The sequence below is a fragment of the Bacillus sp. (in: firmicutes) genome, assembly GCA_012842745.1.
Taxonomy (GTDB): Bacteria; Bacillota; Bacilli; order Bacillales; family Bacillaceae_J; genus Schinkia.
The window spans coordinates 486,485-513,103 of record DUSF01000035.1; the positions used below are offsets into that span (position 1 = coordinate 486,485).

A 26,619-nucleotide genomic window follows, 5' to 3' on the forward strand; every position below is an offset into this window, starting at 1 on the left:
GCGCTTTCTTTTTTATTAGGATAGTTCACTACTGAAATCAAAAAAAATTTGAACAAGGTAATTGGCTCTAAATTATCTTCGGAAAATATATTTTACACTGATACCTGGGGGTGTTTTCTACCCTGCAAAAAGCAAAGGATGGGAGCATTACTATGAGCTTATATAGGTTTATTGCATCAGATAATCCATTAGCCGAAGTGGATTATAGTGGTTTTGTTAAGATGAAGGTAAGAGATATAAAGAAAATCGAACCTGTACCAAATCCACCAGCATGTTTTCAATCATGGGATGAGATGGATGAAGAGGTAACCATACTTTATGCTAAGGATGAATCGGAACTTGGCGGGCCAAGTATATCAAGATGTGATAATCCTCCATACGGTTTGGATAATTATATTAAGAAAGATTATATTTACTGGCTTGAGGGGGATTTTAGTCAAAAGTTTTTACAACAACTTACTGAATATGTTAAAAGTGTCAATCTCAGCGAGATTTCTTGCAAAGACTTTGAAATTCTTCGAAATCATAAATGTTGTGGTTTGAAAATTATGTAATAAAACAAGGAAGGGAACTAAGTTGGACAAAAACGATAAGCAAAATAATAATGACAGTGGAACTTGGAAAATATGGGATACTATTTTTTCTCAGGACTTCTCTCTTTTTTTAAAGATAGTAAAGAGGCAGAAAATGATGATAAGAAGTTCAAACAAATGTTGTTGCAAATATTGTTCGGTATTATTTTCACAGCGATTATTTTTGGGGTCGTTTCAATGATACTCAACTAAAAATGACAATACTATATAAAACATTATTTCACTAAAAGAATCATTTGTATATCAATTATAGGTGATGAAGCATGCAAATTAATAGACTTCTTGAAATCGTATATATTTTACTTGATAAAAAGATAATAACCGCTAAAGAATTATCTGAGCATTTTGAAGTATCTCAACGGACTATTTATCGTGATATAGATACTTTAAGTACTGCAGGAATACCGATTTATACAAGCAAAGGTAAAGGTGGGGGGATAAGGTTACTTGATCATTTTGTTCTTAACAAATCTTTGCTTTCGGAAAAAGAACAGCTTCATATTTTATCTTCTCTTCAAAGTTTGAAGGCTTTAAATGTTCCAGATATTGAACCTGTGCTGAAAAAATTAACTGTCATGTTTGATAAGAATAATACAAGCTGGATTGATGTGGATTTTTCTCAATGGGGTAGTGGCGCGATTAAAAAGGAAAAATTCAATATACTGAAAACTGCAATTTTAAACAGAAAGCTTGTTGTGTTTGATTACTATAGTTCATATGGAGAAAAAACAGAAAGAACAATAGAGCCGGTAAGGCTTTTATTTAAAGGCCAAGCTTGGTATGTTTTTGGTTTTTGTAGAACAAGAGATGAGTACAGGATATTTAAAATAAATCGGATAAAAAATCTTACGCCTGCTAACGAAACATTTGAAAGAAATGTACAAGAGGATATTTGCATGAATCCTCAAGACTTGACAAGTAGCTATACTAATAAAACAGAAACACTCATTCTAAAAATTGACCCGCGCATGGCTTATAGGGTATACGACGAATTTGATCAAAATAACATTATAAAAAATCAAGACGGAAGCTTTACTGTAACTGCTATTTTTCCTGAAAATGAATGGGTCTATGGTTATGTGTTATCATTTGGAAATTTTGCAGAAGTCGTCGAACCGGAGTATATGCGAAATATCATTAAAAGAAAACTAGAGGATAGTTTGAGAAAATATTTATAATATGACATACTGTTGTCAAATTATGAGTGTTATACTGATTTCATTCTAACATGAAAGAGGTATATGACATGGATTATGAAATCGTTCAATTGGAAGAAAAAAAGGTCGCTGGGCTTAAAATTAGAACCAATAATAGTGACCCGAATATGAGCACTGCCATTGGAGATGCTTGGAAAAAGTTTTTTGAAGATGGAACATACCAGTCCATCCCCGACAAGAAAAATGATAAATGCATTGGATTGTATACAAACTATACGAGCAATGTTAATGGCGACTACGATGTGGTCGTTTGCTGTGAAATTCATAATACTTCTAATTCTATTAGCTTAGTTCATTCAGAAATCATCCCTGCTGGAAAATATGCAAAATTTATAATTCATGGTCATGTGCAAAAAGCGGTAGCAGAATTTTGGATGAAGCTTTGGTCTATGGACTTGGATCGAAAATTCAGCGGTGATTTTGAAGAATATCAAGGTTGTTTGGAGCCAGACAATGTAGAAGTACATATTTATATTTCTTTAAATTAAATCGGAGTAAAAAATTTTGTTATGGCGAACGGTATTTAGATTCCAAGTGGAGCGCATTTAGGGAAATATAGGGATGGTTATTCTGCTTTAGAATGGAAGTGAGAGGGTCGTCCGAGACCACTGAAAAAATTGAGCCATTTCAAACTTATTGTCCTAGAATCACTTTTATTGTCCAATAAGAGTCATTTATTGTCGAGTTTAGGCAACTTATTGTCCGATTACCATATATTTGAAATATATATGGATTATGAAAGCTACTTTTTCAGTAGTCTCGGATCGTCCCTGCGTTTCTGTGATAGGAGAGTCGAAATTGAAACCTGATGAGATAGTAAGTTATTGTTTAAAAAACTTTAAAGGAACAGTTCTCACAGAGAGCTGGGGAGAAAAAGGCATTTTCTATAATCCAAATCACACACTCAAGCGTGGGATATATGTACTCACAATAAAGGAAAAAGATGGTAAAAACGATAAGGCATCTGATTTGAATAGAGAAAATACATTTAGAGTTAATTTAGGAATTAGAAAAAAAACTTTTGTAGAACTATTCTCGTTTATTCCGAAAAGACCACAAGCTGGTGGTGTTGTTGAAATGGAGTATAATTTTAAGGAGTATAATAAGGTGATCCCTCATCCTGTATATGCTTGGATGGGATGGATTAGTATTCTTAATCCATCGAAAGAAGCTTTTGAGAAATTAAAGCCATTCATTCAAGAAGCTTATGATTTTTCTTTAGAGAAATTCAATAAAAAATAATCCACTTATGAAATAATTTTCTAAAAGTGAAAGGAAGTAGCATGGATAAAGCCACTGTTGAAACAATTTGTTTGAATCTTACAGGTAGTACTCAAGAATATAAAAATGAGTGGGAAGCTGACCGTTTCTTAGTTGGGAACAAACTATATGCAATGATTGGTGAAGATCCAGAAGGTAATCCTATCTTAACTTTAGAATGTGATCCAAATCGTTCAGAAGAATTGCGAGAGAATTACGATGGAATTATGCCTGGATACTATATGAACAAAAAACACTGGAATTCAATTTACTTTGATTCAAATATTCCAGACGAGTTAGTCGAAAAACTAATAGTCCATTCTTATTCACTTATTTTACAAAGTTTACCTAAGAAAATACAAACAGAGATGAGTTAAATGAAAAAACCGAAGTCTGCTGAAGAGAGGCAGACTTCGGTTTAGAAATGTTATAGTGACTTTATTGTTCTACGCTACAATTAGTCAAATATGGAAGCAAGAATCATGAATGAATCTGTGCAAATTGGTCTAGCTTGCAGATTTTAAAGATATTTTGAACAGGCTCGCTTACATGGATTAATTCCACTTTTGCATGTTGTGACATTGGATATATCCATTTTAAAAGCAAACTTATCCCTGTACTATCTACAAATCCCACTTTTGAAAAATCAATCACAACCCATTTATAATCATCCAATCCTTGATATGCAAACAGTTCTTCCTCTAACTGATGCGATGATTCAAAATGAATATCGTTTGTAAAAGCAATGTTTAAAACATCCCCAGCATTCATGAAATTGATTAACATAATAAATCCCCTTTCAAATAAGTTAGGTTCTATTCGTAACGTTTGCATTCATAACCGTAATCCAAAATAGCATGAACTTTACTCGAAGTATTTACGACTTCCTAAGGACTATATTTACTATCTGGCCGTTCTGTTCATACGTGAACTGCTCACATATTTGTTGAAGTATAAATAGCCCTCTTCCTCTTTCTGCCGTTACACCTGGACAATCTTGCTGCATGTAACTCTCCCATTCAAATTCACTCCCAATAGAAATCACCTGTATATGGATTTCGTATTCATTCTCATCAATGGTCACTGTAATGTCATCACAAGCTTTTTCAGAACCATGACAAATATAGTTCGTGAGCACTTCCCATAAGACAAACTTAATATTATAGAACGTGTAATCTCCTTCCCCTTGCTGGAAAGTTGCACAATACTTCATTTTATTAAGGATTTCTTCAATAGTAGATGAAATATTATCACGTTTCAACTTTTTGATAGAATAAATAATCATAGCTATACATCCCTGGCACGAAGTCGTTCTATTAATATTTTTAATAATGGATTTGCATCGTTGCATTGATGTTCTAACCGATATAGTTGGCTCCATAACGAATTATAGATGGAGCGATATTGTTCATGAATCTCCCCTTGAAATGACCGCTCCAAGTGCATTAGGCGAAACTTTGCATAGTTTCTCTCTTCCCTACTATTCTGTATATCGCCTAAATCCATACGGACTATTTGTTCATTGACTTCATTAAGAAGTGCTGATGCCATTTCTTCTAAACTTCCATATTCAACATTCTCATATTTCAATCGAACCTGTTTCATCCTCAAACCCCATCCCGTCAGAAAAATTCCATGCCTATTTTAGATATAGAACTTAAAAAATTTAGTTCTTGAATTTATTTGTCAGCTCATTATTCAAATAGCTTAGTTGTTCTGCCATCTCTGTTATTCGAAGAGAGGCATCCGATATTTCCTTGAATGTTTTTCTAAACTCCTGAATAGACCCTCTGAAACTGTATATGCGACTATCATTTGATTTCACATTCTCGACTGACGACTCTAATATTTGGATAATATTTCGATTAGTTTCTCGGAATAGACTTGTCTCCTCAACAATTTCCTGATAGCTATTCTCAAACTTATCAATCGTCTCCTGCACTGTACTAATTTGTCCTTGAATATGATCAAGTGCCTGCTCTGTCTCATGTGCAAGTTTCCTAACTTCTTGGGCCACGATTGAAAAGCCCTTTCCATGCTGGCCAGCACGTGCTGCCTCAATCGCTGCATTCAATGAAAGGATATTTGTTTGATTTGAAATACCGCGAATCGTTTTTACTATTTGACCAATCTTTGTTGAGCTTTCACTTAATTCCTGAGTCAGGGATTTAGTTGTTTCGATTAAGTCAACAACATGATCAACCTTTGTTAAGGCCTGTGTTACATCCCCTCTACCGTGATCAACAGTTGCTATCATTTCTTTAGAGGACTTAGTGATGCATTCCACCTCATTGAGTATTCCTTCCACCAATCCTTGTTTATCAGCGATAGTAGAAGTTGTTTCTTCTGCACTTGCTGCTAGAGTAGCAGCAGAATCATTCAACATCGTCTGCAGCTCTTCTATTTCGTTCAACCTCATCATAGATGAGGTGTATGATTCAATATATGTTTCGATTCCAATCTGCATATCAAAGGAGCATAAACGCTGGAATGACAAATAATATTTCATTGCATCTTCCCATGTGTCAAGTTCTCTCGTTAGAACACGAAGCATTTCATTTTGGATTAATGTATAGGCGCCAATATACCATTCTGGAAATAAACCAATTCGATTATGAATATTTCCAATGACCTTCCGGCGAATAATATACTGTTCGTCTATTTTCCCTGACACCATGTCAAGCAAATATTGAGTTAGGGTTTTCATTAATTTTTCTATTGTTGAATGCTTATCAATAATCTCAATCAAATTAGGCATATTTTGTAGCTGTTCATAAAAGGCCCCTACAATTGAGGTGGCATTCTTTTCCATTATAGGCCGTATTTCAACGAGATTTTGAATGTCTTCTTCTGTTAAACCGACAAACTTAATTTGTATACCTTTATCCTTTTTCAGCAACTCTTGAAAATCATAATTACTTTCATGCAGTCTATGTTCAACCGCTATATGCGTTAGCACGTCCTTTTGATCATCTTTACGGAAAAATCGTAAAGCCCCAGATTGATTATTTAATAGTGATTTAAATGGACAATCTCTCATGTTCGTCCTCCTAACAATAAGTATGTCTTTTATCCTATTTACGGATAATTATACAGGTGATTTTGTAATATTTCATCATAGAATACAACGATATTATAAAACTTTTATTAAAAAAAGAGAGAACAGATTAGATAACCTATCATTTATGGTAAAATAAATAAAACATTGTATTGGATGGCAGGTAAAGATATGAACATATACATTGTAGATTGTGATGCAAACAGTGCAAAACAGTTAACAACCATTCTCAAAAAAGAGTATAAGAGTACTTATCATGTTACTATAAATTCCTTAACCTCAGAATCTAGACTTTCTCAAATAAGACAAGATTCTATTTTTGTATACAAGGGACACTACAACGCTCCCATAATGGAGCAGATAAAAAACTTTTGCTTGAAGCAACAATTTCCTCTACTTGCCGTTGTTAGCAAAGAAAGCTATTCTTCTGGACATCATTCCTTTGATTCGGGGATCTTGATGGATGTTGTTACGGATCCGACCGAATCCGAGCTATTTTTGCGAATTCGCCTGCTGCTTAAACATCAGGATGAAATGAGAAACAGAATTGACAAAGAGATACAATTAAAGAGCGCTATCAATCATATTACCAATGAACTAGAGCTTGCAAAAAAACTGCAACAGCTTGTTCTTCCAAAAGATTTCTCTAATCAGGATATTAAATTTAACGCTATTTATAAACCATCGGAACAATTATCAGGGGACTTATACTTTTGGGTTAAAATTTCTCCTCATGAATATGGATTTATTTTAATGGATGTTAGCGGGCACGGTGTCCATGCGTCATTGGTTAGTATGGCAATGCGCTCTTTATTACCAGGCTTATTAAAAAGGGTAAAGAATCCAGAAAAAATCTCCAAGGCACTTAATGAACATATGCTTGCGTTATTTGAAGGACGCAATGACCAATTTCATTATGTGACAACCTATTTCACAGCAATGATTCTATTAATTGACACACAGAAGAAGTCATTCTCCTATGTGAATGCAGGGCACCAACCAGGACTGATGCTTCAAGACGGCATCGTAAGAATGCTCGAATCAACAATGGTTCCCATCGGATTAATTCATGCCCCTCGAATTGAAGCGAAAACCATTCATTATCAAGCACCAGCGAAGTTACTCCTATACACCGATGGGCTAATAGAAACCCCGAATTGTACGACAATCAGTCGTTTACAAAGGTTAATAACGGATTTTACTGCTATGGAAAATGAAGATGAATCTTTCATGCTGGAGGAATTTCTAACTAGTCGGATAAGGGAGTGCACGGTTTCGGATGATATTTGTATCGTTTCAATTACATTAAATTGACAAAAGTTCCAAGCGCCCTCTAATTTTGTTCACGCCATAGGTAGTTTCATGACGCGGTAGGTGATATAATTAAATAAACTATTCACGGATGAGGTGAGTGTCAAAATGAATACTGCAAAAGAACGCTTACTTAAAATAATTGAAGAAATACCTGAACAAGAAGTAGATAAAATTTTAGACTTTGCGGAATTTTTAAAAGCTAAAAAGGAAAAAAACTTATATAAGGACTTAACAAAAGCTAGTGAAAGTAGCCTTGATTTTTGGGATAACGATATTGATGACGAGGTTTGGAATAATGTATAAACAGGGTGATATTGTTTTAGTTGCTGTTCCATACAGTGATTTAACAAATAGAAAGCAACGACCTGCGCTAGTTATTTCGAATGATAATTATAACCAAGTGACTGAGGATTTAGTTGTTGCTGCTATTACTTCACAATTAAAGGATCTAGATTATTCCGTAGTAATTGAACCAAAAGATTTAAACGAGGGTGAACTTAAAGTTACATCGGCGATTAGGGCAGATAAAGTTTATACACTTTCAAAAGATATTATCAGAAAAAAATTTGGACAAGTAAACTCTGAGGTTTTAGAAGGCGTTAGGACAAAACTAAACGAACTAATAAAATAAAAACGTCGTAATCCAAACCGTTGGACAGCGACGTTTCTTTGTGAATTATAACGATTTTAACAGCATCACATAATGAATAACATCATTCAAATGTTCATTGCAATAAAAAATACAAAACAAAATCTGCGGTGAATTTCTCCGCTTTTCTTATAATGTAAATGAACAAATTTAGGGAAATGAAGTATAATTTATAGTACCAACCATTAATACAAAGTGATAGAATTTTAATGGACACTTCCCTAGTTTTCCAGTTATACTAGGTGTCCTAATTGTAGAGGCATTAGCTCAAGTAAGTGCAGTTGTAATGTTAAGTAAGGAAGGAAATCATGGACGATTAGGGCTTTTGGCAGGAATAGATAATTGCCGCTTTAAACAACAAGTAAAACCAGGAGACCAACTCTGTCTTGAAGTTGAAATTACCAGATTAAAAGGTCATATCGGGAAAGGGAAAGGTCTTGCTACTGTTAATGGACAATTAGTATGCGAAACAGAACTGATATTTGCATTTGGTGATTAATATGTTGATTTTCAAAATCAATGTTGTCTGAAAATTACAAATTAATTGATAGTAAAAATCAAGAACGTATATATACATCAGTATTCTTAATCGTGAAAAGGGCATCCAATGCGGAAATAGACTTATTGGATAGCCCTATTTTTTAGTCATACAAAAAAAGGAAAATTAACTATTTATTTAAAACTAAGTATGTTATAATTAGTACTAGGTTTTAACACTAACTTCTAATAAAATTTGAGGTGGAATATATGATAGGGTCAAGAATAACAGCCATTGGAACATATGTACCAGAAAAAGTCCTTACAAATTTCGAATTAGAGCAAATGGTCGAAACAAACCATGAGTGGATTGTACAAAGGACAGGAATTCATGAACGTAGAATAACTCGTCTTGATGAGTTTACTAGTGATTTGTGTGTTTCAGCTGTAAATGATTTAATGCAAAGATATAATAAAAAAGTTGAAGATGTAGATATGATTATTGTGGCAACGAGTACACCTGATTTTCAATTTCCATCTGTTTCAAGCATCATCCAAAACCGATTAAATATATCACAAACGGGTGCAATAGATTTAAGTGCAGCGTGTGCGGGGTTTGTTTATGCTTTACATACAGCCCACAGCTATATTGCATCTGGACTGCACAAGAAGATACTTGTGATTGGGGCGGATACAATATCAAAAATCACAAATTATACTGATAGAAACACATGCATTTTATTTGGGGATGGTGCAGGTGCGGTATTGGTAGAGAGGGACGAACAAGCAAAAAGTTTTCTTGGATTCCATGTAGGAAGTGATGGAAGTGGAGCACAACATGTATATTGTTCAGGACTATCAAAAAAGGTCAATGGAATTGAGTTAATCGATACTCAATATCTTGTGCAAAATGGTAGAGAAGTATTTCGGTGGGTCGCAAGGAATGTTCCAGATGGTATAAGAAAGATTTTAGAACAAACACAAACGGGTCTTGATAAAATTGATTGGTTTATACCCCATAGTGCTAACTTACGGTTAATAGAGCCTATTTGCGAAAAATTGGAATTCCCTATGAAAAAAACTCTTTATAGCTTGGTGAACTTTGGAAATACTTCCGCTGCAACAATTCCTTTAGCTCTTGATCTTGGAATCCGTGAGGGAAAAGTAAAAAATGGCGATCGAGTTCTTATGTACGGTTTTGGATCGGGTTTGGTTCATGCTGGACAACTTTTAGAATTAAATTTTGATGAACAAGTAAATAATCCTACCCCGTTGTGATAGCTATCTAATAGAATCATGGATTATGTAATTTCTGGGCTAGTTTATTGGAAAAGGACGAGAAAAATGGAAGTCTTTAAAAAAGTCAGCAAAAAGTTTTATCCGAACGAGTTAAAAGAATGGCTTTATCGTGAAAATAATGAAGATCTTTCAGAGTATGAAAAAAGATAGTTGAGTAAATTAAAAAGACAAAATCTACTTGGAATTATAGCGCTTTTTATGGGTGGTATTGCTTTTGCATTCGGACCAGATTTTGGACTTCTTCCTGCTATTTCAATTGTATTTTGTATTTTTACTTATGGGACTTTTGATAAAAGTATAGAGGATAATCCTTGGCCTTTTTACATTGGATTTATTTTGTCTCTAATTGGGTTATACATGGTTCTTCGAGGCCTACATCATGATTTAAATATACAACCTACGAACTTATTTGAGGATATCGGTTTTGGCGGTATTATTGCTTATGAAGTAAAAGACAAGGAACTTATTGCTAAAATCCCTGCTCAAGTTTCACCCGCAGGCTTTAGTGGTGAAATCGTTATTGTTTATGAATTTCGCGATAAAATGTTTCAAGCAGAATCAATTGAGTGGCAGAGGTATGAGTGAATTGTTGAACCTCTTTTATTACAATGGTGAATTCAATGGTAAAAAAATAGCTGGAAATGGGGTTGCTTCCGCCTTGTTAAAAAGTTTAAGAAACATTAACTAGGGGAAATCATCATTTTGATTTCCCGCTTTTTTCTTTTTAGTATTCCTTTTTAATTTTGTAGCTTGAACTCAGCTTGTTTTTTTTTACTGTCCATTTTTTCTACGAACTGTTATTGTTTCTCCGCCTATTCCCCAATTATCAGTATCAACTTCATCAATAACTACAACAGTTGTATTAGGATTTTTCCCTAACACATCGACTAGCAATTGCGTTGCCCCTTTAATAAGCAATGCTTTTTTTTCTGGTGTAACATTTTCATTTGTAATTTTAATATTTACATATGGCATAATGATTTCCCCTTTTTATTTTATTATTTGTTATAATTTATAATCGTATTTTTCGTGATTGGTAACTTCTCAAAACGAATTCCATTGATAAGCAGGCATGAACCGATGAATACGGCACACGCGGCACCTATTAAAGCAGCGTTAAAATTTTGCGTAATAGATGCTAAAACCCCAGCAATTGTTGGTCCAACCATTTGTCCGACAGCATAAATGGCCGTCATATAGCTGATAATCTTGCTGCTATTAGCTGGATTCATTTGTCTTGCTAACGTTGTAGCAAGAGTTGTAATCCCCATAAACGTCGCTCCAAATAATATTGCGCTTATTATAAAAAACGTTTGGGATGCTAAGAAAACTGGCATTGCAATTCCAATAGATTGTAGGGTCATTGCCAAAACTAAAGATGTAACAAATCCTCGTTTTTTTGCGAGCGATGACCAAAGGATACAGGATGGAACTGCCGCCAACCCAACAATCATCCATACAAAGGTAGGGACACTACCAACGGTGGAGGTTTTTTCAGCAATTGAAACGATAAAAGTGCCTGTAACAATATAACCTAATCCCTCTATGCCGTAGGCTGCAACTAACCATGGAAGCCATTTGGCAGGTGGTAGTTGTGCTTGTGAAAACACTTCTTGTTTATGCTTCTTTGTAGCAATGTTGTGAGAATCTTTAAGCCACATCCATACGAAAACAGTTAGAGCCCCGCTGACAATTGCGAGTCCCACCCATGCTCCCTCCCAATGAAAGAGATGGTTTAGGCTTGGAACGAATAGACCAGTTAAAAAGATTCCTAGTCCTACTCCCGAATAAAATATCCCTGACCAATTTGTCTTCCCTACGGCGGCAAGTTTATCCAATACAATACTTGAAGCTAAAACAAATATAAAAGCACTTGCAATACCTGAAATAAAACGGAATACTAGCATAAGAAAATAAGAATGTGATAGTCCCATACTGAAGGTTGTTACAATGCTAACAACTAGACTTATCCTTAAATACATTGTTTTGTGCTTTCTTAAAGGCAGAACTCCCGCTAAAAGGGCCCCAAGTAAATATCCTCCGTAATTGCTTGTAGCAAGATAACCAGCAAGAGCGTCGGAAAAAGAGAGGTCATTTTGCATAAGTGGGAGTATTGGTGTATAAGCGAATCTTCCAATTCCCATCGCAACCATTAAAGATAGTATGCCCCCAACTAAAAACAAATAGGAATGCTTAATCTAATATTCACCTCCGAATTTTTCTATATTACAATCATACTGGATTTTTGTTATATGGTATAATACATAAAATTGATATCGGCTATCAGTTTTCGAGATGGCTGAAAGGTATATGGGGGATTACGATGGATTTGCAAGCTTTGAAAATTTTTCAAATTGTAGCTGAGTTGGGGAGTATTTCGCAAGCAGCTAGAGAACTTAATTATGCACAATCAAATATCACGACAAAGATTCAACAACTGGAAACAAGTCTTGAAACAACTTTGTTTTATCGTCATAATCGTGGAACTACATTAACAGCAAAGGGAAAAATGTTACTGTCTTATACAGAAAAAATATTTCGTCTTTTAGATGAGACCCAAAAAGTGATGAGTGATGAAGAAACACCAAAAGGCCCTATAATCATTGGTTCCATGGAAACGACAGCTGCCGTCCGCTTACCGGCCCTACTTTCAAAGTACCATCACAAGTATCCAGAAGTTGATCTCACTCTTAAAACTGGCCCTACTGAACAAAATATCCAAGGGGTACTGCAATATGAACTTGATGGAGCATTTGTAGCTGGTCCTGTTGAACACCCAGAACTTATCCAAACGACGGTAATAGAAGAAGAATTAGTACTCATTACAGATACGATTCACTCTTCTTTATCCTCAATTAAAGATATGCAGACTCGTACTCTACTTGTATTCCGTGCTGGCTGTTCATATCGAGCGAGATTCGAACAATGGTTACATCACGAGGGACTCGTCCCACATAAAATTATGGAGTTTGGTACACTTGAAGCAATCGTGGGTTGTGTATCTGCAGGACTTGGCATAAGTCTCCTTCCTCGTAGTGTTATTGAAAAACATGTACAAGAAGGAAGTCTGAGAATGCATCCAATCCCAAGTCCATACGGAAAAGTTAAAACAATATTCATATACCGCAAAGATAAATATATGCCCACTTCTTTAATGAAATTTATGGATATGTTAAGTGACAAAACAAGCTGGTTAAATAAAAGATTTTAAGTAGAAGAGAGACATCCAAATGTTTGCTAGTGCACATTAATAGAAGTTTTCTATATAAAGGTTTAAAAATACATAATTGAAAATATTGGTGGTGGGTGAAATGCCTTTTATAACAATTAAATTGGCTAAAGGTAGGACAATTGAACAAAAACAGCAATTTGTTGAAGCGATTACTCAAGAAGCAGTAAAAACTTTAAACGTAAAAAAGGAATGGATAACCGTAGTGTTTGATGAATACGAACGAGAAAATTGGGCTACAGATGGGCAGCTACATTCAATAAAATTTGGCGATGGATTTGGAAAACAAGGAACAGAATGATAAAAGTTTTTTAACTAGGAGTGATTGTTCAATAAGAGCAGTCGCTTTTATTGATACATCAAAATCCGTTTACTAAATTCTGTTCTAAATCCAGTCCCAGCTGCTTACGATTTAATGATACAAAGCAAATAAAATCTAAGCAAATCAAAATCGCAATGTAAATCGAAATCTCACCCTAAGGAGGACGTAAAAATGGAGATTGATGGCGTCTTTTCTGGTGGCGGTATGAAAGCGATTGCTTTTGTTGGAGCAATTGAAGTGATGGAGCGTGAAGGTTTTATTTTTAAAAAAGTAGCAGGGACTAGTGCGGGAGCCATCATAGCTGCACTTATTAAAGCAGGCTATAAAGCGAACGAGATTAAAGAAATATTAACGGAGGTAAATTTTAAAAAGTTTTTGGACCGACCGAATACTAGAATCCCGATTCCTTTGTTAAAATGGGCCCACTTTTACTTTCGAATGGGTGTATATAAAGGGGATGCCCTCGAAGCGTGGATGGCGCAATTATTAAAAGACAGAGGAATCGAGACATTTGCAGATATTGAAGAAGGATCGTTAAAAATCATTGCCTCTGATTTAACAAAAGGCCGTATGATTACTTTGCCCGATGATTTAAGCGAGTATGGATTAAATCAACATGCCTTCCCGATAGCAAAAGCGGTAAGAATGAGCGCGGGAATACCGTATTTTTTTGAACCGATGAAAATCTATGATCGTCTCGGAATCAAATCGGTTATTGTTGACGGAGCAGTTTTAAGCAATTTCCCCATCTGGTTATTTGAAACAAACGATGACCGGCCCATCGTCGGGTTTAAGCTGAGCCCCAAGCTTGAAAATACCCCACCTAACAACATCAAAAATGCCTTTGATATGTTGCCAGCTCTAATTGAAACAATGCTTACTGCTCATGATGCACGGTATATATCAAAGAAGGTTGCCAGCCAAATCATCTTTATCCCAATCGAATCTGTAAAAAACACGGAATTTACATTATCCAGCAAGATGAAAAAGGAGCTGGCAGAAGTAGGAAGGCAAAAAGCGGAAGAATTTATCGAAAAATGGCGAGGATAAAAATTATGCTGTTCCATCAACAAAAAAAGAATCAAGCCTAAAAATGTGCTCGATTCTTTTTTTTGCCTTTATTACCTTCAATAACGGTAAAATTATGTTCTTTTTGTCTTGTTGTAGCCATTGTTCGCAATGGTTTCTTATTACTTGGGCGTTTCTGTGATGACCCTCTTACTTTTGTTGTTAAATGGTTAGACGTTTCGTTATATAACTTTTTTTTGGACTGCTGTACAGCTTTACGATACTTTGCATCCACACCACTATAACCGCCTATACGCTTTTTCATTACAATTTTGTATATTGCGAAAATAATTCCCAAAACAACAGCAGCGATCAAAACATCTCTAAGTAATCCTAGAGGATTTGCAATTAAACGATACAATAACCCAATTCCTGCTAACCCAATGATTCCAACGATAAGAGGATGAATAGTTGGTCGCCTAAACAAGAGGCCCACCTCCCTATAGATTTATTAATCAAACGATATTTTGAGTTACTTTGGAATCTGCTATTTCTTTATCATATTCAAGCATTCTTTTAAAAGAAGCTATTGAAACCTCAATTTGGTCCTTTGTAGGTTCTTTTGTCGTCAGTAATTGAAGCCACAGGCCGGGATAACCGAAAACCTTGAGCACTGGAACCTCCCGTAGTTTATTAGTAAACTGCAAAACCTCAAATGATAAACCTAAGACAATTGGGAGAAGTGCTAATCTATTCACGACTCTCACCCACAAAGGTTCTGTAGGAACAAGCATATAGACGAATACGCCAACAATGACTGTAAATAACATGAAGCTTGAGCCACAACGGTAATGAAGCCTTGAGGCAGCCTGCACATTGTCTACTGTTAGTGCTTTCCCATTTTCATAAGCATTAATCACTTTATGCTCTGCACCATGGTATTGAAAAACACGCTTTATTAATGGCGTTAAAGAAACAAAATATATATATGAGATAAGCAACAGAAATTTAATAAATCCTTCGATTAAATTTTGCATAATGTGGCCTGGAAAGATTGGCCTTAATAATTCGGCAAGGAAGGCTGGTGTTAGCGTAAATATAAATTTTCCGAATAAAAATGAAATAACACCGACGACAGCTACTCCAAATAACATTGTTAGCTTGGATTCCTTCTTTTCAGTTTGTACCTTTTCATCATCTTCTGGACTAACATCATAGCGTTCACTGGAGAAGTTTAAATGCTTGGAGCCATTTGCACTTGCTTCAATAATCGCAACAATACCGCGTACAAAAGGTATTTTTTTCAACTTGGCAAGGACTGGTCTGCCTTCTTTTTCAACATGGAAATATTCAATGGATTGATCCTTCCTGCGAATGGCTGTAACAGATGAGTGTTTTCCACCAAACATGACACCTTCAATAACAGCTTGCCCACCGTAAATTTGCTTTCTGTTTGACATTCTATGTTTCACCAACCTAAAAGTTTCTAAATAATTTCCTCTTTATATATATTCTACAGGAAAAATGATGAAACCTCTATATGAATACAATAAATAGTATGTCCATCTTGGGAAAAAATAACACGTTCAAACGTTCGTCATGATTAGCATTATTTCGGACATAATGAATAATGGAGGTGTTTTATTATGGCAGAAAATCAAGATCATCACGCGGCAAAAAACAATCCAGCACTTGAACAGAATAAAGAGGATGAACCGCTATCACATCTTTCTAAAGTCGTCATTATTGGTTTTATTGGTGGCGTTTTTTGGAGTCTTATTGGTTATTTGGCATATTACTTTAATTTTACCGAAATGGGGCCCTCATTAATCCTCCAGCCTTGGGCTATTGGTGATTGGAAATATGAAACGACAGGCCATTGGATTGGAATTATTGTTATTGGGCTACTTTCAATTGGAGTCGCCCTTGTTTATAATGTTTTTTTGAAAAACACACAAAAAATTTGGCCAAGCATTTTATTTGGAGTCGTTTTATGGCTCATTGTTTTTTATTTATTAAATCCAATTTTCCCTAAATTGGAATCTGTGCGCGAATTTCGTATAAATACGATTATTACAACGATTTGTTTATATATTCTTTATGGTGTTTTTGTTGGGTATTCAATTTCTTATGATGCTGAACAAATGAAACAGGTATAATCTTCTATTCAAATGAGGAGCGGCTGTGGTAAAATGAAATGGTTGCAAAATCTAGGTAAAGGGGTTTTACCATGTCTAAGTTACTCCTCATCAATGGCCCTAACCTTAATCTTCTTGGGTTGCGGGAGCCAGAAATATATGGGCGAACAACTTTAAAAGATATTGAGGAACAGATTAGCCAGTTTGCTTCTCGGCATGGCTTTGAAATGTCTTGCTTTCAATCTAATCATGAAGGCTGCATCATTGATGCCATTCATGATGCAAGAAATAAATTTGCAGGCATTGTTTTTAATCCAGGTGCATTTACGCATTATAGCTATGCTATTCGTGATGCGATTGCCAGCATCGATGTTCCAGTCATTGAAGTTCATATTTCAAATGTACATAAGCGTGAAGAGTTTAGACATACTTCTGTCATTGCACCTGTTTGTGAAGGACAGATTGTTGGTTTAGGTATAACAGGCTATAAGTTAGCTGTGATTGCTTTTAAGGAAAAGCTACATAGTAGAAAAGATTGAAGGGATGGTCAAAATGGATCGTCTTACGCAGGTTCGCGAAAAATTTAATGAAGCTAGTATTGATGGGCTTTTAATAACGAATAGTAAAAACCGCACATATATGACGGGCTTTACCGGCACTTCAGGTGTTGCTTTAATTACGTTAACAAAAGCCGTGTTCATTACTGATTTTCGCTATGTTGAACAAGCAAAAAAACAAGTAATTGGCTTTGAGATTGTTCAGCATAAAGATCCAATTCATGAAGAGGTGGCTCGCCTTGTTAAGGAACTAGGTATTCAAAAGCTTGGTTTTGAGCAAGATGAAATGACGTATGGTACATATAAACTTTATGAAAAAGCCGTATCAGCCGAAATGGTCCCCACTTCTGGGATGGTTGAAAAGCTACGCTTAATAAAGTCTAATGAAGAACTGCAAACCTTAAAAGAAGCAGCGGCGATTGCTGATCAAGCATTTGAACATATTCTTAACTTTATTAAACCTGGTGTAACAGAGCTTAGTATCTCAAATGAACTTGAATTTTTTATGAGAAAACAAGGTGCCGCGTCTTCGTCATTTGATATTATTGTCGCATCTGGTTATCGCTCTGCCTTGCCTCATGGTGTTGCTTCCGATAAAGTGATTCAGACTGGTGAGCTTGTAACGCTTGATTTTGGTGCCTATTATAAAGGATATTGTTCTGATATTACAAGAACTGTCGCTGTTGGAGAAATAAGCGAAGAATTAAAAAATATTTATGAAATTGTCTTGGAAGCTCAGCGCCGCGGAATGAATGGAATCAAGGCTGGCATGACGGGAAAACAAGCAGATGCTTTAACAAGAGATTATATTACCGAAAAGGGTTTTGGGGATTATTTTGGCCATTCAACTGGTCATGGCATCGGGTTAGATATCCATGAAGGACCGGCTCTTTCAGTGAAGTCTAACACAATACTTGAAGCAGGGATGGTTGTCACAGTTGAGCCGGGGATTTATCTTCAAGGTATTGGCGGTGTCCGCATCGAAGATGATATCGTCATTATGAAAGCTGGGAATGTAGCTTTAACACATTCTCCAAAGGAACTATTACAATTATAAATATGTATTTTAATTAATTTCATTACTATACTTACGACATTCATAATTAGGAGGATTTTTACATGGTATCTGTAAACGATTTTAGAACTGGTTTAACAATTGAAGTGGACGGGGGCATTTGGCAAGTGATGGAATTCCAACATGTCAAGCCTGGAAAAGGAGCAGCTTTTGTTCGTTCCAAATTAAGGAATCTTCGTACAGGTGCGGTTCAAGAAAAAACTTTCCGTGCTGGTGAAAAAGTAGCAAAGGCTCGCATTGAAAACCGTAGAATGCAGTACTTATATGCGAGCGGTGATGTTCACACGTTCATGGATAATGAATCATATGAACAAATCGAGTTAAACTCTGCGCAAATCGAGCATGAGCTTAAATTTTTAAAAGAGAACATGGAAGTTCATATTATGTCATTCCAAGGTGAAACACTTGGTGTAGAGCTTCCAAATACGGTTGAATTAAAGGTAGTCGAAACTGAACCAGGCATTAAAGGTGATACGGCTTCTAACGTAACGAAGTCAGCAACATTAGAAACAGGCTTAGTAACTCAAGTTCCGCTATTCGTGAACGAAGGTGACATGTTAATCATTAATACAGAAGATGGAAAATATGTATCAAGAGCATAATAGAGGTCTGACTCCCACAATTGTGGGGTCAGACCTTTTTGTTTTTTATTCTAAAAAGAAATGCTTGTCATACATATTTTAGTGATAGGTTTTAACTGGATCGGGGATAGGGGGAAACAAATTGAGACGTTGGCTACTACTCATTGACTCCACTGTCATGTCAATGGCTGGGTTACGAATTTTATCAGCGTTAATAGAATTATCGGCAGCGATTACGATGCTGTTTTTAAATGATGTTCGAAAGGCTTTAGCGGTTAATGCTTTTTTAGCCATTGTTGGACCGACTGTATTAATTACGACGATGAGCATCGGGCTCATACATTTAGCTGATGAATTATCATTATCGAAGCTCTTGTTTATTGGCTTAGGCGTCGCCTTCATCTTATATGGAATATACAAATAGATGGCTGTGAAATTGTCATAAAAGAAGCGGACATGCATAAATTGTCAGTAATAGCTTAAAAAAATAAAATCTCGAAAGTAGCAGGGAGGAGCAACTGGTGTATAAAGAAATATTTGATGTACTGCCAAAAACAATTGTAGAAAGAATTTGCCAGTATTCCCAATCTGTTCAAGAGAAAATTGAGGAAATTCGTATTAGGATTGACCGTCCGCTTGAGCTCGTTATTGATGGCGAGCCATTTTATCCAAATGGCTACATTGTTACAAAACATGATGGCTTAAACCTATTAAATAAACTTAGTGATTATTCAATTTACACGTTAGAAGAAGAACTAAAAAGAGGCTTTATTACGATTCGAGGTGGGCACCGCGTTGGCTTAGCAGGAAAAGTCATCACCGAAAAGGGGCAAGTAAAGGCAATCAAGGAGGTTACATCCTTTAATATTCGAGTGGCTAAAGAAAAAATTGGTATATGCAACTACTTTATTCCTTACTTATACAATGACAGATGGCTGAATACGATTATTTTTGGTTCCCCGCAAACAGGGAAGACGACATTATTAAGAGATATTGCTAGAGCGATAAGTTCTGGAAATTACGAGCGCAATATCCCTTCGTTCAAAGTAGGGATTGTTGATGAACGTTCTGAAATTGCTGGCTGTGTGAAGGGAGTTCCCCAGCATCATTTTGGACCGCGTCTTGATGTTTTAGATGCCTGTCCAAAGGCAGAAGGAATGATGATGTTAATTCGCTCGATGAGCCCAGATGTTCTTGTTGTTGATGAAATCGGTAGAGAGGAAGATACAGAGGCGATTTTAGAAGCAGTTAATGCAGGTGTGAGGCTTATTGTGACAGTACATGGATTTGATATAGAGGATCTTTATCGAAGACCATCGCTTAAGTCTCTTATGGAACTACAAGTGTTTGAACGATTTGTCGGTCTAACAAGAGCTTTTGGGCCTGGCACGGTTACCTCAATTCTTGATAAAAATGGGGAGGTTATTTTTACGAAAGAAGCGAGCGTGAGGCATAGGTGAAGCTAATTGGTGCTTTTATCATTATTGTTGCTACAACATGGTTTGGATTTGAAGCAGCCAAAAAACTAAGGGAACGACCAAGGCAATTAAGACAGTTGAAGGTTGCTATGCAGTCGCTTGAAGCAGAGATTATGTATGGCCATACATCATTAAGTGAAGCTTGCTTCCATTTGGCAAAACAGTTTGAAAAGCCGTTAGCCCGATTTTTTGAAAGCTTTGCAATGCGCCTTTCGAAAGGGGAGACGGTTGTTAGTGAAGCTTGGAAAGAAAGTCTAGATGGCATCTGGAAGCAGACTGCTTTTGGACAAGGTGAGTATGAAGTATTACGGCAATTCGGTGAAACATTGGGCCAGCATGACCGTGAGCATCAGCAAAAGCATATTCGCTTAGCGCTTGCACACCTAGAACGTGAAGAAAATGATGCGTGCGAGAAACAAGGACGATACGAAAAAATGGTGAAAAACCTTGGGTTTTTAACAGGATTATTAATTGTCATTTTATTGCTGTAGTAGCTTTAGGGGGAGAAATTGATGGAGTTTAATCCAAGTATCATTTTTCATGTAGCAGGAATAGGAATCATCACGGCCTTTTTACATACTATTTTTAAACAAATGGGGAAAGAAGATTTTGCCCATTGGGTTACATTAATTGCTTTTATTTATATTTTATTTTTAGTCATCACGAAGCTCCAAGATTTGTTTACAAAGATTAAAGGTGTCTTTCTTTTTCAATAGGGGAGGGGGCTATCATTGAAATATTACAAATTGTTGGCGTCGCACTAATTGCCACATTTTTGGCATTAATTATTAAAGAACAAAAACCGGCCTTTGCTTCTATGTTAGTCATCTTTGTAAGCATTATTATTTTTCTTTTTTTAGTTGATCAAATTTATGAAATTATTCGGATGCTTGAAAGAATCGCCGTTACAACGAATGTCAATATGATGTATGTAGAAACGATTTTAAAAATCATTGGCATTGCCTATATCGCCGAATTCGGCTCACAAATTACAAAAGATGCTGGACAAGGTGCGCTTGCCTCGAAAATTGAAATGGCTGGAAAAATTTTAATCCTTATTATGGCAATCCCGATTTTAACCGTACTGATTGAAACGATTATTTCATTAATTCCTTCTTGAAATTTGTTAGTTGGACATAGAAAGCTGGGGTGAAAAGATTGCTCTCTTTTATAAATGGTTATAGAACTAAAAATCGAGCAGCATTATTTGCGGTTGTGGGGGCAATATGTTTATTTTTTCTATTTTCACCTTTTATGGTTGCTGAAGCGGCTCCAACAGAAACAGAGCAAAGCTTTATTGATCGTGAGCTTGATAAGCTTGGTGTCGATGAAGTAAAACGATTTTGGGACGGCATCGTCCATGAATATGGCGGATTTTTACCTGAAAGCCAAAAAGGAACTTTTATTGATTTTGTAAAAGGGGACAAGCAGTTTTCAGCGCAGGAATGGCTTAATGGTTTAGTAAAATTTATTCTTTATGAATTGCTTGCTAATGGAAAGCTTCTTGGCACGCTTATTATGCTGACGATTTTTAGCCTCATCCTGCAATCGGTTCAAAATGCTTTTGAGCACAATGCAGTCAGTAAAACCGCGAATGCGATTGTGTTTATGGTGTTAATTATTTTAGCCCTCAATAGTTTTCATGTTGCTGTTACATACGCAGATGGTGCAATTCAAAATATGATGGGCTTTATGATCGCTTTAATTCCGCTGCTTTTAGGGTTAATTGCTTCAATTGGAAGCCTAGCTTCTGTTGCATTTTTTCATCCGATCATTATTTTCCTTGTCCATACGAGTGGACTCATTATAAAAAATATTACGCTGCCACTATTATTTTTATCGACAGTTCTGAGCATCGTTAGTACCTTAACTGACCATTATAAAGTAACGCAGTTAGCTGGATTGATGAGAAATATCGCCATTTGGTTATTGGGGACGTTTTTAACGATTTTTTTAGGAGTTATTTCTGTACAAGGGGCAGCTACTTCTGTTTCCGATGGGTTAACAATCCGTACTGCAAAATTTGTGACAAACAATGTCGTTCCCGTATTTGGGAGGACGCTTACCGATGCAGCCGACACGGTTTTAGGCGCTTCTGTGTTACTCAAAAACACAATTGGCCTTGTTGGTGTAGCAATCATTCTAATCCTAGCTGTGTTTCCAGCTATTAAGGTACTAATCCTTGCATTTATATATAAGGCGGCTGCAGCACTTCTACAGCCACTTGGCGGCGGGGCTATTATTCAATGTTTAGATGTTATTAGCAAAAGCGTCATCTACGTTTTTGCAGCTTTGGCGATTGTCTCGATTATGTTCTTTTTAGCAATCACCATTATCGTTTCTGCAGGCAATATTTCGATGATGATGAGGTGATAAAAATGGAGTATTTAACAACATGGGTCACGAATATTATTTTATTTGTTCTATTTGCGGTCATTATTGATTTATTATTGCCAAATTCTAATTTGCAGCGCTATACGAAGATGGTGATAGGGCTTTTATTAATCGTCATTATTTTAAATCCAGTTTTTAAAATTTTTAACGCAAATATGGAGGACATCTTAGCAAACTTCAAATTGCCAACGATTGAAGAAAAAAAAGAAGTGGAAAATTTAATAGAAAATAAGAAAAAAGAAATACAAGCCTCACAACGTGCATATATTTTAGAAGAAATGGCTGTCCAGATGAAATCAATGGTGGAGGTGGAGGTAATGCGAGAGTACGGATTGCAAGTAAAGGCTGTTCATCTTCAATTTTTAGAAAATGATCGTCACTTATCCGAAGAAAATCTTCAAGTAGTCGATGTAATTGTTACTCATGAAAATTCTGATGGCCATCTGGAGAGCATCCCAGTTGTTCATGATATAAAAATAGATACAACCAAACCGATTGTGAATCGGAAAAAGAATGATTTAACTGCTGTCGAAGCTTATTTAGCAGCAAATTGGCAACTTGATGAGGAAAAAGTACATGTAGTAATGGAGGGAGGGGAGATGTAGCAAATGGATAAAAAAAATAATAACTTTGGCAGTTGGTTAAAAGGCTTGTTTAACCATTCAAATGACCATAATCCGAAAGATAAAAATTATCAGAAATATTTATTAGTCCTTTTAGCTATTGGGATTCTCTTTATGCTTCTTAGCAATCTATTACAATCCCAACCCTCAAGTGAAACGGCAGTACCTGTTTTAGGGTCGACAAATTCAACTGAGAAAGATGCGGCTGTTTTTGGACAAAAAAAATCGGAAGGTTCAAGTGAAATCGCGGACTACGAAGCTACATATGAAAATCAACTGAAAGAAGCGCTTGAACAAATTGTTGGGATTGAAGATGTAACAGTCATGATTAATCTCGATGCAACGGAAACAAAAGTCCTTGAAAAAAATACAGTTGTTCAAAGTCAAGAAACAGATGAAGTCGACCGTGAAGGGGGGAAACGCCAAGTAGAGGATCTTTCCCGTGATGAACAAGTCGTCATTGTTAGGGCTGGGGAACAAGAAGGGCCGATTATTCTTAAAACGAAAAAACCAGAAATTAGAGGTGTCCTTGTAGTTGCAAAAGGTGCTGATAATTTAAAAGTTAAACAAATGGTTATTGAGGCGGTTACAAGGGTTTTAGATGTACCAAGCCATCGCGTCTCTGTGTTACCGAAAAAAACTAAGGGGGATTCATAATGTTATTGAAAAAGCAAACAGTATGGTTATTAACTATGGTTAGTTTAGTAGTAGTTTTATCAGTATTTTATATTACGACACCGCTGAAGCCAGCAAATCAACATGCCACCATGACGTCTGAGGAAGAGAAGGCTAATGATGAGAAGACATCAACAGAAGGAACTGAAGTTTCGATTGAAGAAATGACAGATGGAAAGGTAGCTTCAGGAATTTCTTCAGATGAATGGTTTACAGCTTTACGAATGGAAATAGACGATCAACGTGCAAAAGCAAAAGAAGAGCTACAAGCAATCGTGGCTTCTAGTAGTGTAACAGCTGAAAAAAGAAGCGCAGCTTTAGATAAGATGGAAGACCTACAAACCTTTGCGGCGAAGGAAGCTATTTTGGAAACGATGATTCTTGCTAATGAAAATTATGCGGATGCCCTTGTAAAAGCTGAGGAAAACCAGGTGCGCGTAATTGTTAAGGCAAAAGAGCTATCTTCAACATCTGCCAATGAAATTATGCGGTTAGTTCATGATGAACTAGGACAAATTAAAGTAGCAGTGGAATTCCAACCAATTAAATAAATAAGCGGGAGCTGTTCAAGAGGATAACCGAAAACAGGTTATCTTCTTTTTATTTTGGTTATAATATTTTGTGGTTGAAACAAAAACACTGTCAAAATATTACGAATCTAACAATATATTGTTGAATTTGATAGCAAAGATTCGTATAGTAGTGTATATGAGGAAAAGTGTATCGTTTTCTCTAAGTAATTTTTTAAAAAAAATTTAAACTCACAGGGGTAAAGGAGTGTAGTAACAATGTTAAAAATCCAAGAAATTAGAGAACTTATTAAATTGATTGATGGCTCATCAATCGGCGAGTTAACTTACGAGGAAAAAGATTGCAAAATTAAACTAAGAAAAAATAGTGGTGTAACTTATGCGGTAGCGCCAGAAGTTGTCCAAGCACCACAGGTCCAAGTGGCACCACCTGCGCCAGCAGCACCAGCAGCACAAAAAGCTGAAGCGCCAAAAGCTGTTGAAAGCCAAGCTAGTGCAAATATTGACGATGAAAATTTACATAAAATCGTTTCGCCAATGGTAGGAACATTTTATGCTGCTCCATCACCAGATTCACCAGCATATGTTAAAGTTGGCGATAAAGTAAATCCTGAAACAATCGTTTGTATTGTTGAGGCAATGAAATTATTCAATGAGATTGAAGCAGAGGTTAAAGGAGAAATCGTTGAAGTATTGGTTAACAACGGCCAGCTTGTTGAATATGGTCAACCATTATTTCTTGTTAAAGCAGAATAGGGGGCGGCTATAGTGATTAAAAAGCTATTAATTGCAAATCGAGGAGAAATAGCTGTTCGAGTTATTCGTGCATGTAAAGAATTAGACATTGAAACGGTTGCTGTTTATTCTGAAGGTGACAAAGATGCCCTTCATGTACAGCTTGCTGATGAAGCCTATTGCATAGGTCCAGCACCTTCAAAAGACAGCTATTTGAATAAAACAAACTTAATAACAATCGCCAAGCTTACGAATGCAGATGCTGTACATCCAGGGTACGGATTTTTAGCGGAAAATGCTGATTTCGCAGAGTTGTGCCGTGACAGCAACGTCATTTGGGTTGGCCCAAGCCCTGAAGCGATTAGCGCAATGGGTACAAAAGATGTAGCTAAGGAAACAATGAAAGAAGCTGGCGTTCCGGTTGTTCCAGGTTCTATCGGAATCGTTGAAACAATTGAAGATGCGAAAAAGGTTGTAAGCGATATTATCGGCGGTTACCCCGTTATCATTAAAGCTACTGCAGGCGGCGGCGGTAAAGGAATCCGTGTTGCCCTTAATGAAGAGGAACTTATTAAAGGTATTAATGTAACACAAAAAGAAGCTGCAGCAGCTTTCGGCAACCCTGGTATTTATCTTGAAAAATATATCGAAGATTTCCGTCATTGTGAAATTCAAATATTAGCAGATAACCATGGCAATGTCATTCATCTAGGTGAGCGTGATTGTACAGTGCAACGCCGGATGCAAAAGCTTCTTGAGGAAACACCATCACCAGCGCTTGACGAAAAGCTACGCGCTGAAATGGGTGAAGCTGCGGTTAAAGCCGCAAAAGCTGTTAATTATTCTGGCGCTGGTACAGTAGAATTTATTTATGATTACAATAATAAGAAGTTCTACTTTATGGAAATGAACACGCGGATTCAAGTTGAGCATCCAGTCACCGAAATGGTAACAGGCGTCGACTTAATTAAGTGGATGATTCGTATTGCCAATGGCGAAGAACTTACGCTTAAACAAGAAGATATCAAATATGAAGGATGGGCGATTGAATGTCGCATCAACGCAGAAAATCCTGATCGGAACTTTATGCCGTCACCAGGAGAGGTAAAAATGTACCTACCACCAGGTGGTTTTGGAGTACGTATTGATTCAGCTGTATACCCTGGCTATAAAATTCCACCGTTTTATGATTCAATGGTTGCTAAACTTATTTGCCACGGTGCAACACGAGAAGAAGCTATTGCGAGAATGAAGCGTGCTTTAAGTGAATTTGTAATTGAAGGTATTGACACAACCATTCCTTTCCATCTACGATTATTAAATCATGAGAAGTTTGTGGATGCAGATTTTAACACAAAATTCCTTGAGAAGTATGATTTAACAGAGAAAAAGTAATACTTATGAACA

At 36.3% G+C, this 26,619-nt stretch carries 37 protein-coding genes; 29 read left to right on the forward strand and 8 right to left on the reverse strand.

Annotated features, from left to right (window positions below):
* Positions 1-152 precede the first annotated feature (152 nt).
* The 5 genes from GX497_07500 to GX497_07520 all read left to right on the forward strand — a co-directional run bounded on the left by GX497_07500 (position 153) and on the right by GX497_07520 (position 3,447).
* Complete coding sequence (locus tag GX497_07500; protein HHY73055.1) at positions 153-554, forward strand: hypothetical protein; 402 nt, start codon at positions 153-155, stop codon at positions 552-554.
* 302 nt (positions 555-856) lie between these two features.
* Positions 857-1,771 (forward strand): YafY family transcriptional regulator, encoded by a 915-nt coding sequence (locus GX497_07505; protein HHY73056.1) that lies wholly within the window; start codon positions 857-859, stop codon positions 1,769-1,771.
* Between the two features lie 68 nt (positions 1,772-1,839).
* The gene (locus GX497_07510; GenBank protein ID HHY73057.1) at positions 1,840-2,298 is read left to right on the forward strand and encodes an AraC family transcriptional regulator; all 459 of its coding nucleotides are present in this window, start codon (positions 1,840-1,842) and stop codon (positions 2,296-2,298) included.
* A gap of 310 nt (positions 2,299-2,608) precedes the next feature.
* Positions 2,609-3,052: a hypothetical protein gene (locus tag GX497_07515; protein HHY73058.1), complete on the forward strand. Its 444-nt coding sequence runs from the start codon at positions 2,609-2,611 to the stop codon at positions 3,050-3,052.
* 41 nt (positions 3,053-3,093) lie between these two features.
* Positions 3,094-3,447 carry an MmcQ/YjbR family DNA-binding protein gene (locus GX497_07520; protein HHY73059.1) on the forward strand — a complete coding sequence of 118 codons (354 nt, stop codon included), beginning with the start codon at positions 3,094-3,096 and terminating at the stop codon, positions 3,445-3,447.
* Between the two features lie 103 nt (positions 3,448-3,550).
* Here GX497_07520 and GX497_07525 read toward each other — a convergent pair whose 3' ends face one another.
* The 4 genes from GX497_07525 to GX497_07540 all read right to left on the reverse strand — a co-directional run bounded on the left by GX497_07525 (position 3,551) and on the right by GX497_07540 (position 6,110).
* The gene (locus GX497_07525; GenBank protein ID HHY73060.1) at positions 3,551-3,856 is read right to left on the reverse strand and encodes an STAS domain-containing protein; all 306 of its coding nucleotides are present in this window, start codon (positions 3,854-3,856) and stop codon (positions 3,551-3,553) included.
* Positions 3,857-3,947: 91 nt separating this feature from the next.
* Entirely contained in the window at positions 3,948-4,355 is a 408-nt protein-coding gene (locus tag GX497_07530) for an ATP-binding protein (GenBank protein HHY73061.1), read from the reverse strand.
* A gap of 2 nt (positions 4,356-4,357) precedes the next feature.
* Positions 4,358-4,675, reverse strand: a complete 318-nt coding sequence (locus GX497_07535) for a hypothetical protein (GenBank protein HHY73062.1) — start codon at positions 4,673-4,675, stop codon at positions 4,358-4,360.
* A 61-nt stretch (positions 4,676-4,736) separates the two neighbouring features.
* Entirely contained in the window at positions 4,737-6,110 is a 1,374-nt protein-coding gene (locus tag GX497_07540) for a chemotaxis protein (protein ID HHY73063.1), read from the reverse strand.
* A 189-nt stretch (positions 6,111-6,299) separates the two neighbouring features.
* Between GX497_07540 and GX497_07545 the strand changes: the two genes are divergently transcribed.
* The 6 genes from GX497_07545 (at position 6,300) to GX497_07570 (ending at position 10,452) form a co-directional block, all read left to right on the forward strand.
* Positions 6,300-7,442 carry a SpoIIE family protein phosphatase gene (locus GX497_07545; GenBank protein ID HHY73064.1) on the forward strand — a complete coding sequence of 381 codons (1,143 nt, stop codon included), beginning with the start codon at positions 6,300-6,302 and terminating at the stop codon, positions 7,440-7,442.
* Positions 7,443-7,547: 105 nt separating this feature from the next.
* Complete coding sequence (locus tag GX497_07550) at positions 7,548-7,745, forward strand: DUF2281 domain-containing protein (protein ID HHY73065.1); 198 nt, start codon at positions 7,548-7,550, stop codon at positions 7,743-7,745.
* Positions 7,738-8,073 (forward strand): type II toxin-antitoxin system PemK/MazF family toxin, encoded by a 336-nt coding sequence (locus GX497_07555; GenBank protein ID HHY73066.1) that lies wholly within the window; start codon positions 7,738-7,740, stop codon positions 8,071-8,073. Before GX497_07550 ends, GX497_07555 begins: the two co-directional genes overlap by 8 nt.
* Before the next feature lie 253 nt (positions 8,074-8,326).
* Complete coding sequence (locus GX497_07560) at positions 8,327-8,590, forward strand: hypothetical protein (protein ID HHY73067.1); 264 nt, start codon at positions 8,327-8,329, stop codon at positions 8,588-8,590.
* Positions 8,591-8,838: 248 nt separating this feature from the next.
* Positions 8,839-9,846 carry a ketoacyl-ACP synthase III gene (locus tag GX497_07565; GenBank protein HHY73068.1) on the forward strand — a complete coding sequence of 336 codons (1,008 nt, stop codon included), beginning with the start codon at positions 8,839-8,841 and terminating at the stop codon, positions 9,844-9,846.
* Positions 9,847-10,017: 171 nt separating this feature from the next.
* Complete coding sequence (locus GX497_07570; protein ID HHY73069.1) at positions 10,018-10,452, forward strand: hypothetical protein; 435 nt, start codon at positions 10,018-10,020, stop codon at positions 10,450-10,452.
* 186 nt (positions 10,453-10,638) lie between these two features.
* Here the strand turns inward: GX497_07570 and GX497_07575 are convergent, their stop codons facing one another.
* The gene (locus GX497_07575; protein HHY73070.1) at positions 10,639-10,842 is read right to left on the reverse strand and encodes a 4-oxalocrotonate tautomerase family protein; all 204 of its coding nucleotides are present in this window, start codon (positions 10,840-10,842) and stop codon (positions 10,639-10,641) included.
* A gap of 23 nt (positions 10,843-10,865) precedes the next feature.
* A complete protein-coding gene (locus GX497_07580; protein ID HHY73071.1) occupies positions 10,866-12,020 on the reverse strand; it encodes a YbfB/YjiJ family MFS transporter in 1,155 nt (384 codons plus the stop codon).
* A gap of 170 nt (positions 12,021-12,190) precedes the next feature.
* On the opposite strand from GX497_07580, the gene GX497_07585 reads away from it, so the two are divergent.
* The 3 genes from GX497_07585 (at position 12,191) to GX497_07595 (ending at position 14,468) form a co-directional block, all read left to right on the forward strand.
* The gene (locus GX497_07585) at positions 12,191-13,078 is read left to right on the forward strand and encodes a LysR family transcriptional regulator (GenBank protein HHY73072.1); all 888 of its coding nucleotides are present in this window, start codon (positions 12,191-12,193) and stop codon (positions 13,076-13,078) included.
* 100 nt (positions 13,079-13,178) lie between these two features.
* Positions 13,179-13,397, forward strand: a complete 219-nt coding sequence (locus GX497_07590; protein HHY73073.1) for a 4-oxalocrotonate tautomerase family protein — start codon at positions 13,179-13,181, stop codon at positions 13,395-13,397.
* Between the two features lie 192 nt (positions 13,398-13,589).
* The gene (locus GX497_07595) at positions 13,590-14,468 is read left to right on the forward strand and encodes a patatin-like phospholipase family protein (protein ID HHY73074.1); all 879 of its coding nucleotides are present in this window, start codon (positions 13,590-13,592) and stop codon (positions 14,466-14,468) included.
* A 37-nt stretch (positions 14,469-14,505) separates the two neighbouring features.
* On the opposite strand, the gene GX497_07600 is transcribed toward GX497_07595, so the two are convergent.
* Together GX497_07600 and GX497_07605 are read right to left on the reverse strand one after the other, a co-directional pair.
* Positions 14,506-14,913, reverse strand: a complete 408-nt coding sequence (locus tag GX497_07600; protein ID HHY73075.1) for a hypothetical protein — start codon at positions 14,911-14,913, stop codon at positions 14,506-14,508.
* Between the two features lie 28 nt (positions 14,914-14,941).
* Entirely contained in the window at positions 14,942-15,886 is a 945-nt protein-coding gene (locus tag GX497_07605; protein HHY73076.1) for a DUF1385 domain-containing protein, read from the reverse strand.
* A gap of 186 nt (positions 15,887-16,072) precedes the next feature.
* On the opposite strand from GX497_07605, the gene GX497_07610 reads away from it, so the two are divergent.
* The 15 genes from GX497_07610 (at position 16,073) to accC (ending at position 26,607) form a co-directional block, all read left to right on the forward strand.
* Positions 16,073-16,585 (forward strand): hypothetical protein, encoded by a 513-nt coding sequence (locus GX497_07610; GenBank protein ID HHY73077.1) that lies wholly within the window; start codon positions 16,073-16,075, stop codon positions 16,583-16,585.
* Between the two features lie 71 nt (positions 16,586-16,656).
* Positions 16,657-17,103 carry a type II 3-dehydroquinate dehydratase gene (gene aroQ, locus GX497_07615; protein HHY73078.1) on the forward strand — a complete coding sequence of 149 codons (447 nt, stop codon included), beginning with the start codon at positions 16,657-16,659 and terminating at the stop codon, positions 17,101-17,103.
* 13 nt (positions 17,104-17,116) lie between these two features.
* Positions 17,117-18,178, forward strand: a complete 1,062-nt coding sequence (locus GX497_07620) for an aminopeptidase P family protein (protein HHY73079.1) — start codon at positions 17,117-17,119, stop codon at positions 18,176-18,178.
* A 62-nt stretch (positions 18,179-18,240) separates the two neighbouring features.
* On the forward strand, positions 18,241-18,798 hold the full coding sequence (gene efp / locus GX497_07625; protein HHY73080.1) for an elongation factor P: 558 nt from the start codon (positions 18,241-18,243) through the stop codon (positions 18,796-18,798).
* 121 nt (positions 18,799-18,919) lie between these two features.
* Complete coding sequence (locus tag GX497_07630) at positions 18,920-19,201, forward strand: YqhV family protein (protein HHY73081.1); 282 nt, start codon at positions 18,920-18,922, stop codon at positions 19,199-19,201.
* Between the two features lie 97 nt (positions 19,202-19,298).
* Positions 19,299-20,237 carry a stage III sporulation protein AA gene (gene spoIIIAA, locus GX497_07635; GenBank protein HHY73082.1) on the forward strand — a complete coding sequence of 313 codons (939 nt, stop codon included), beginning with the start codon at positions 19,299-19,301 and terminating at the stop codon, positions 20,235-20,237.
* Positions 20,234-20,746: a stage III sporulation protein SpoAB gene (locus GX497_07640; GenBank protein ID HHY73083.1), complete on the forward strand. Its 513-nt coding sequence runs from the start codon at positions 20,234-20,236 to the stop codon at positions 20,744-20,746. The genes spoIIIAA and GX497_07640 overlap by 4 nt, the downstream gene beginning before the upstream one ends.
* A 21-nt stretch (positions 20,747-20,767) precedes the next feature.
* On the forward strand, positions 20,768-20,971 hold the full coding sequence (spoIIIAC, locus tag GX497_07645) for a stage III sporulation protein AC (GenBank protein HHY73084.1): 204 nt from the start codon (positions 20,768-20,770) through the stop codon (positions 20,969-20,971).
* An 11-nt stretch (positions 20,972-20,982) separates the two neighbouring features.
* A complete protein-coding gene (gene spoIIIAD, locus GX497_07650; GenBank protein HHY73085.1) occupies positions 20,983-21,375 on the forward strand; it encodes a stage III sporulation protein AD in 393 nt (130 codons plus the stop codon).
* Positions 21,376-21,425: 50 nt separating this feature from the next.
* Entirely contained in the window at positions 21,426-22,628 is a 1,203-nt protein-coding gene (gene spoIIIAE / locus GX497_07655; GenBank protein ID HHY73086.1) for a stage III sporulation protein AE, read from the forward strand.
* Between the two features lie 5 nt (positions 22,629-22,633).
* Positions 22,634-23,254 carry a stage III sporulation protein AF gene (gene spoIIIAF, locus GX497_07660; protein ID HHY73087.1) on the forward strand — a complete coding sequence of 207 codons (621 nt, stop codon included), beginning with the start codon at positions 22,634-22,636 and terminating at the stop codon, positions 23,252-23,254.
* 3 nt (positions 23,255-23,257) lie between these two features.
* Positions 23,258-23,929 (forward strand): stage III sporulation protein AG, encoded by a 672-nt coding sequence (spoIIIAG, locus tag GX497_07665; protein HHY73088.1) that lies wholly within the window; start codon positions 23,258-23,260, stop codon positions 23,927-23,929.
* Positions 23,929-24,498, forward strand: a complete 570-nt coding sequence (locus GX497_07670; GenBank protein HHY73089.1) for a SpoIIIAH-like family protein — start codon at positions 23,929-23,931, stop codon at positions 24,496-24,498. The genes spoIIIAG and GX497_07670 overlap by 1 nt, the downstream gene beginning before the upstream one ends.
* Before the next feature lie 237 nt (positions 24,499-24,735).
* Entirely contained in the window at positions 24,736-25,233 is a 498-nt protein-coding gene (accB, locus tag GX497_07675) for an acetyl-CoA carboxylase biotin carboxyl carrier protein (protein ID HHY73090.1), read from the forward strand.
* 12 nt (positions 25,234-25,245) lie between these two features.
* Positions 25,246-26,607, forward strand: a complete 1,362-nt coding sequence (gene accC, locus GX497_07680) for an acetyl-CoA carboxylase biotin carboxylase subunit (GenBank protein HHY73091.1) — start codon at positions 25,246-25,248, stop codon at positions 26,605-26,607.
* Positions 26,608-26,619 lie beyond the last annotated feature (12 nt).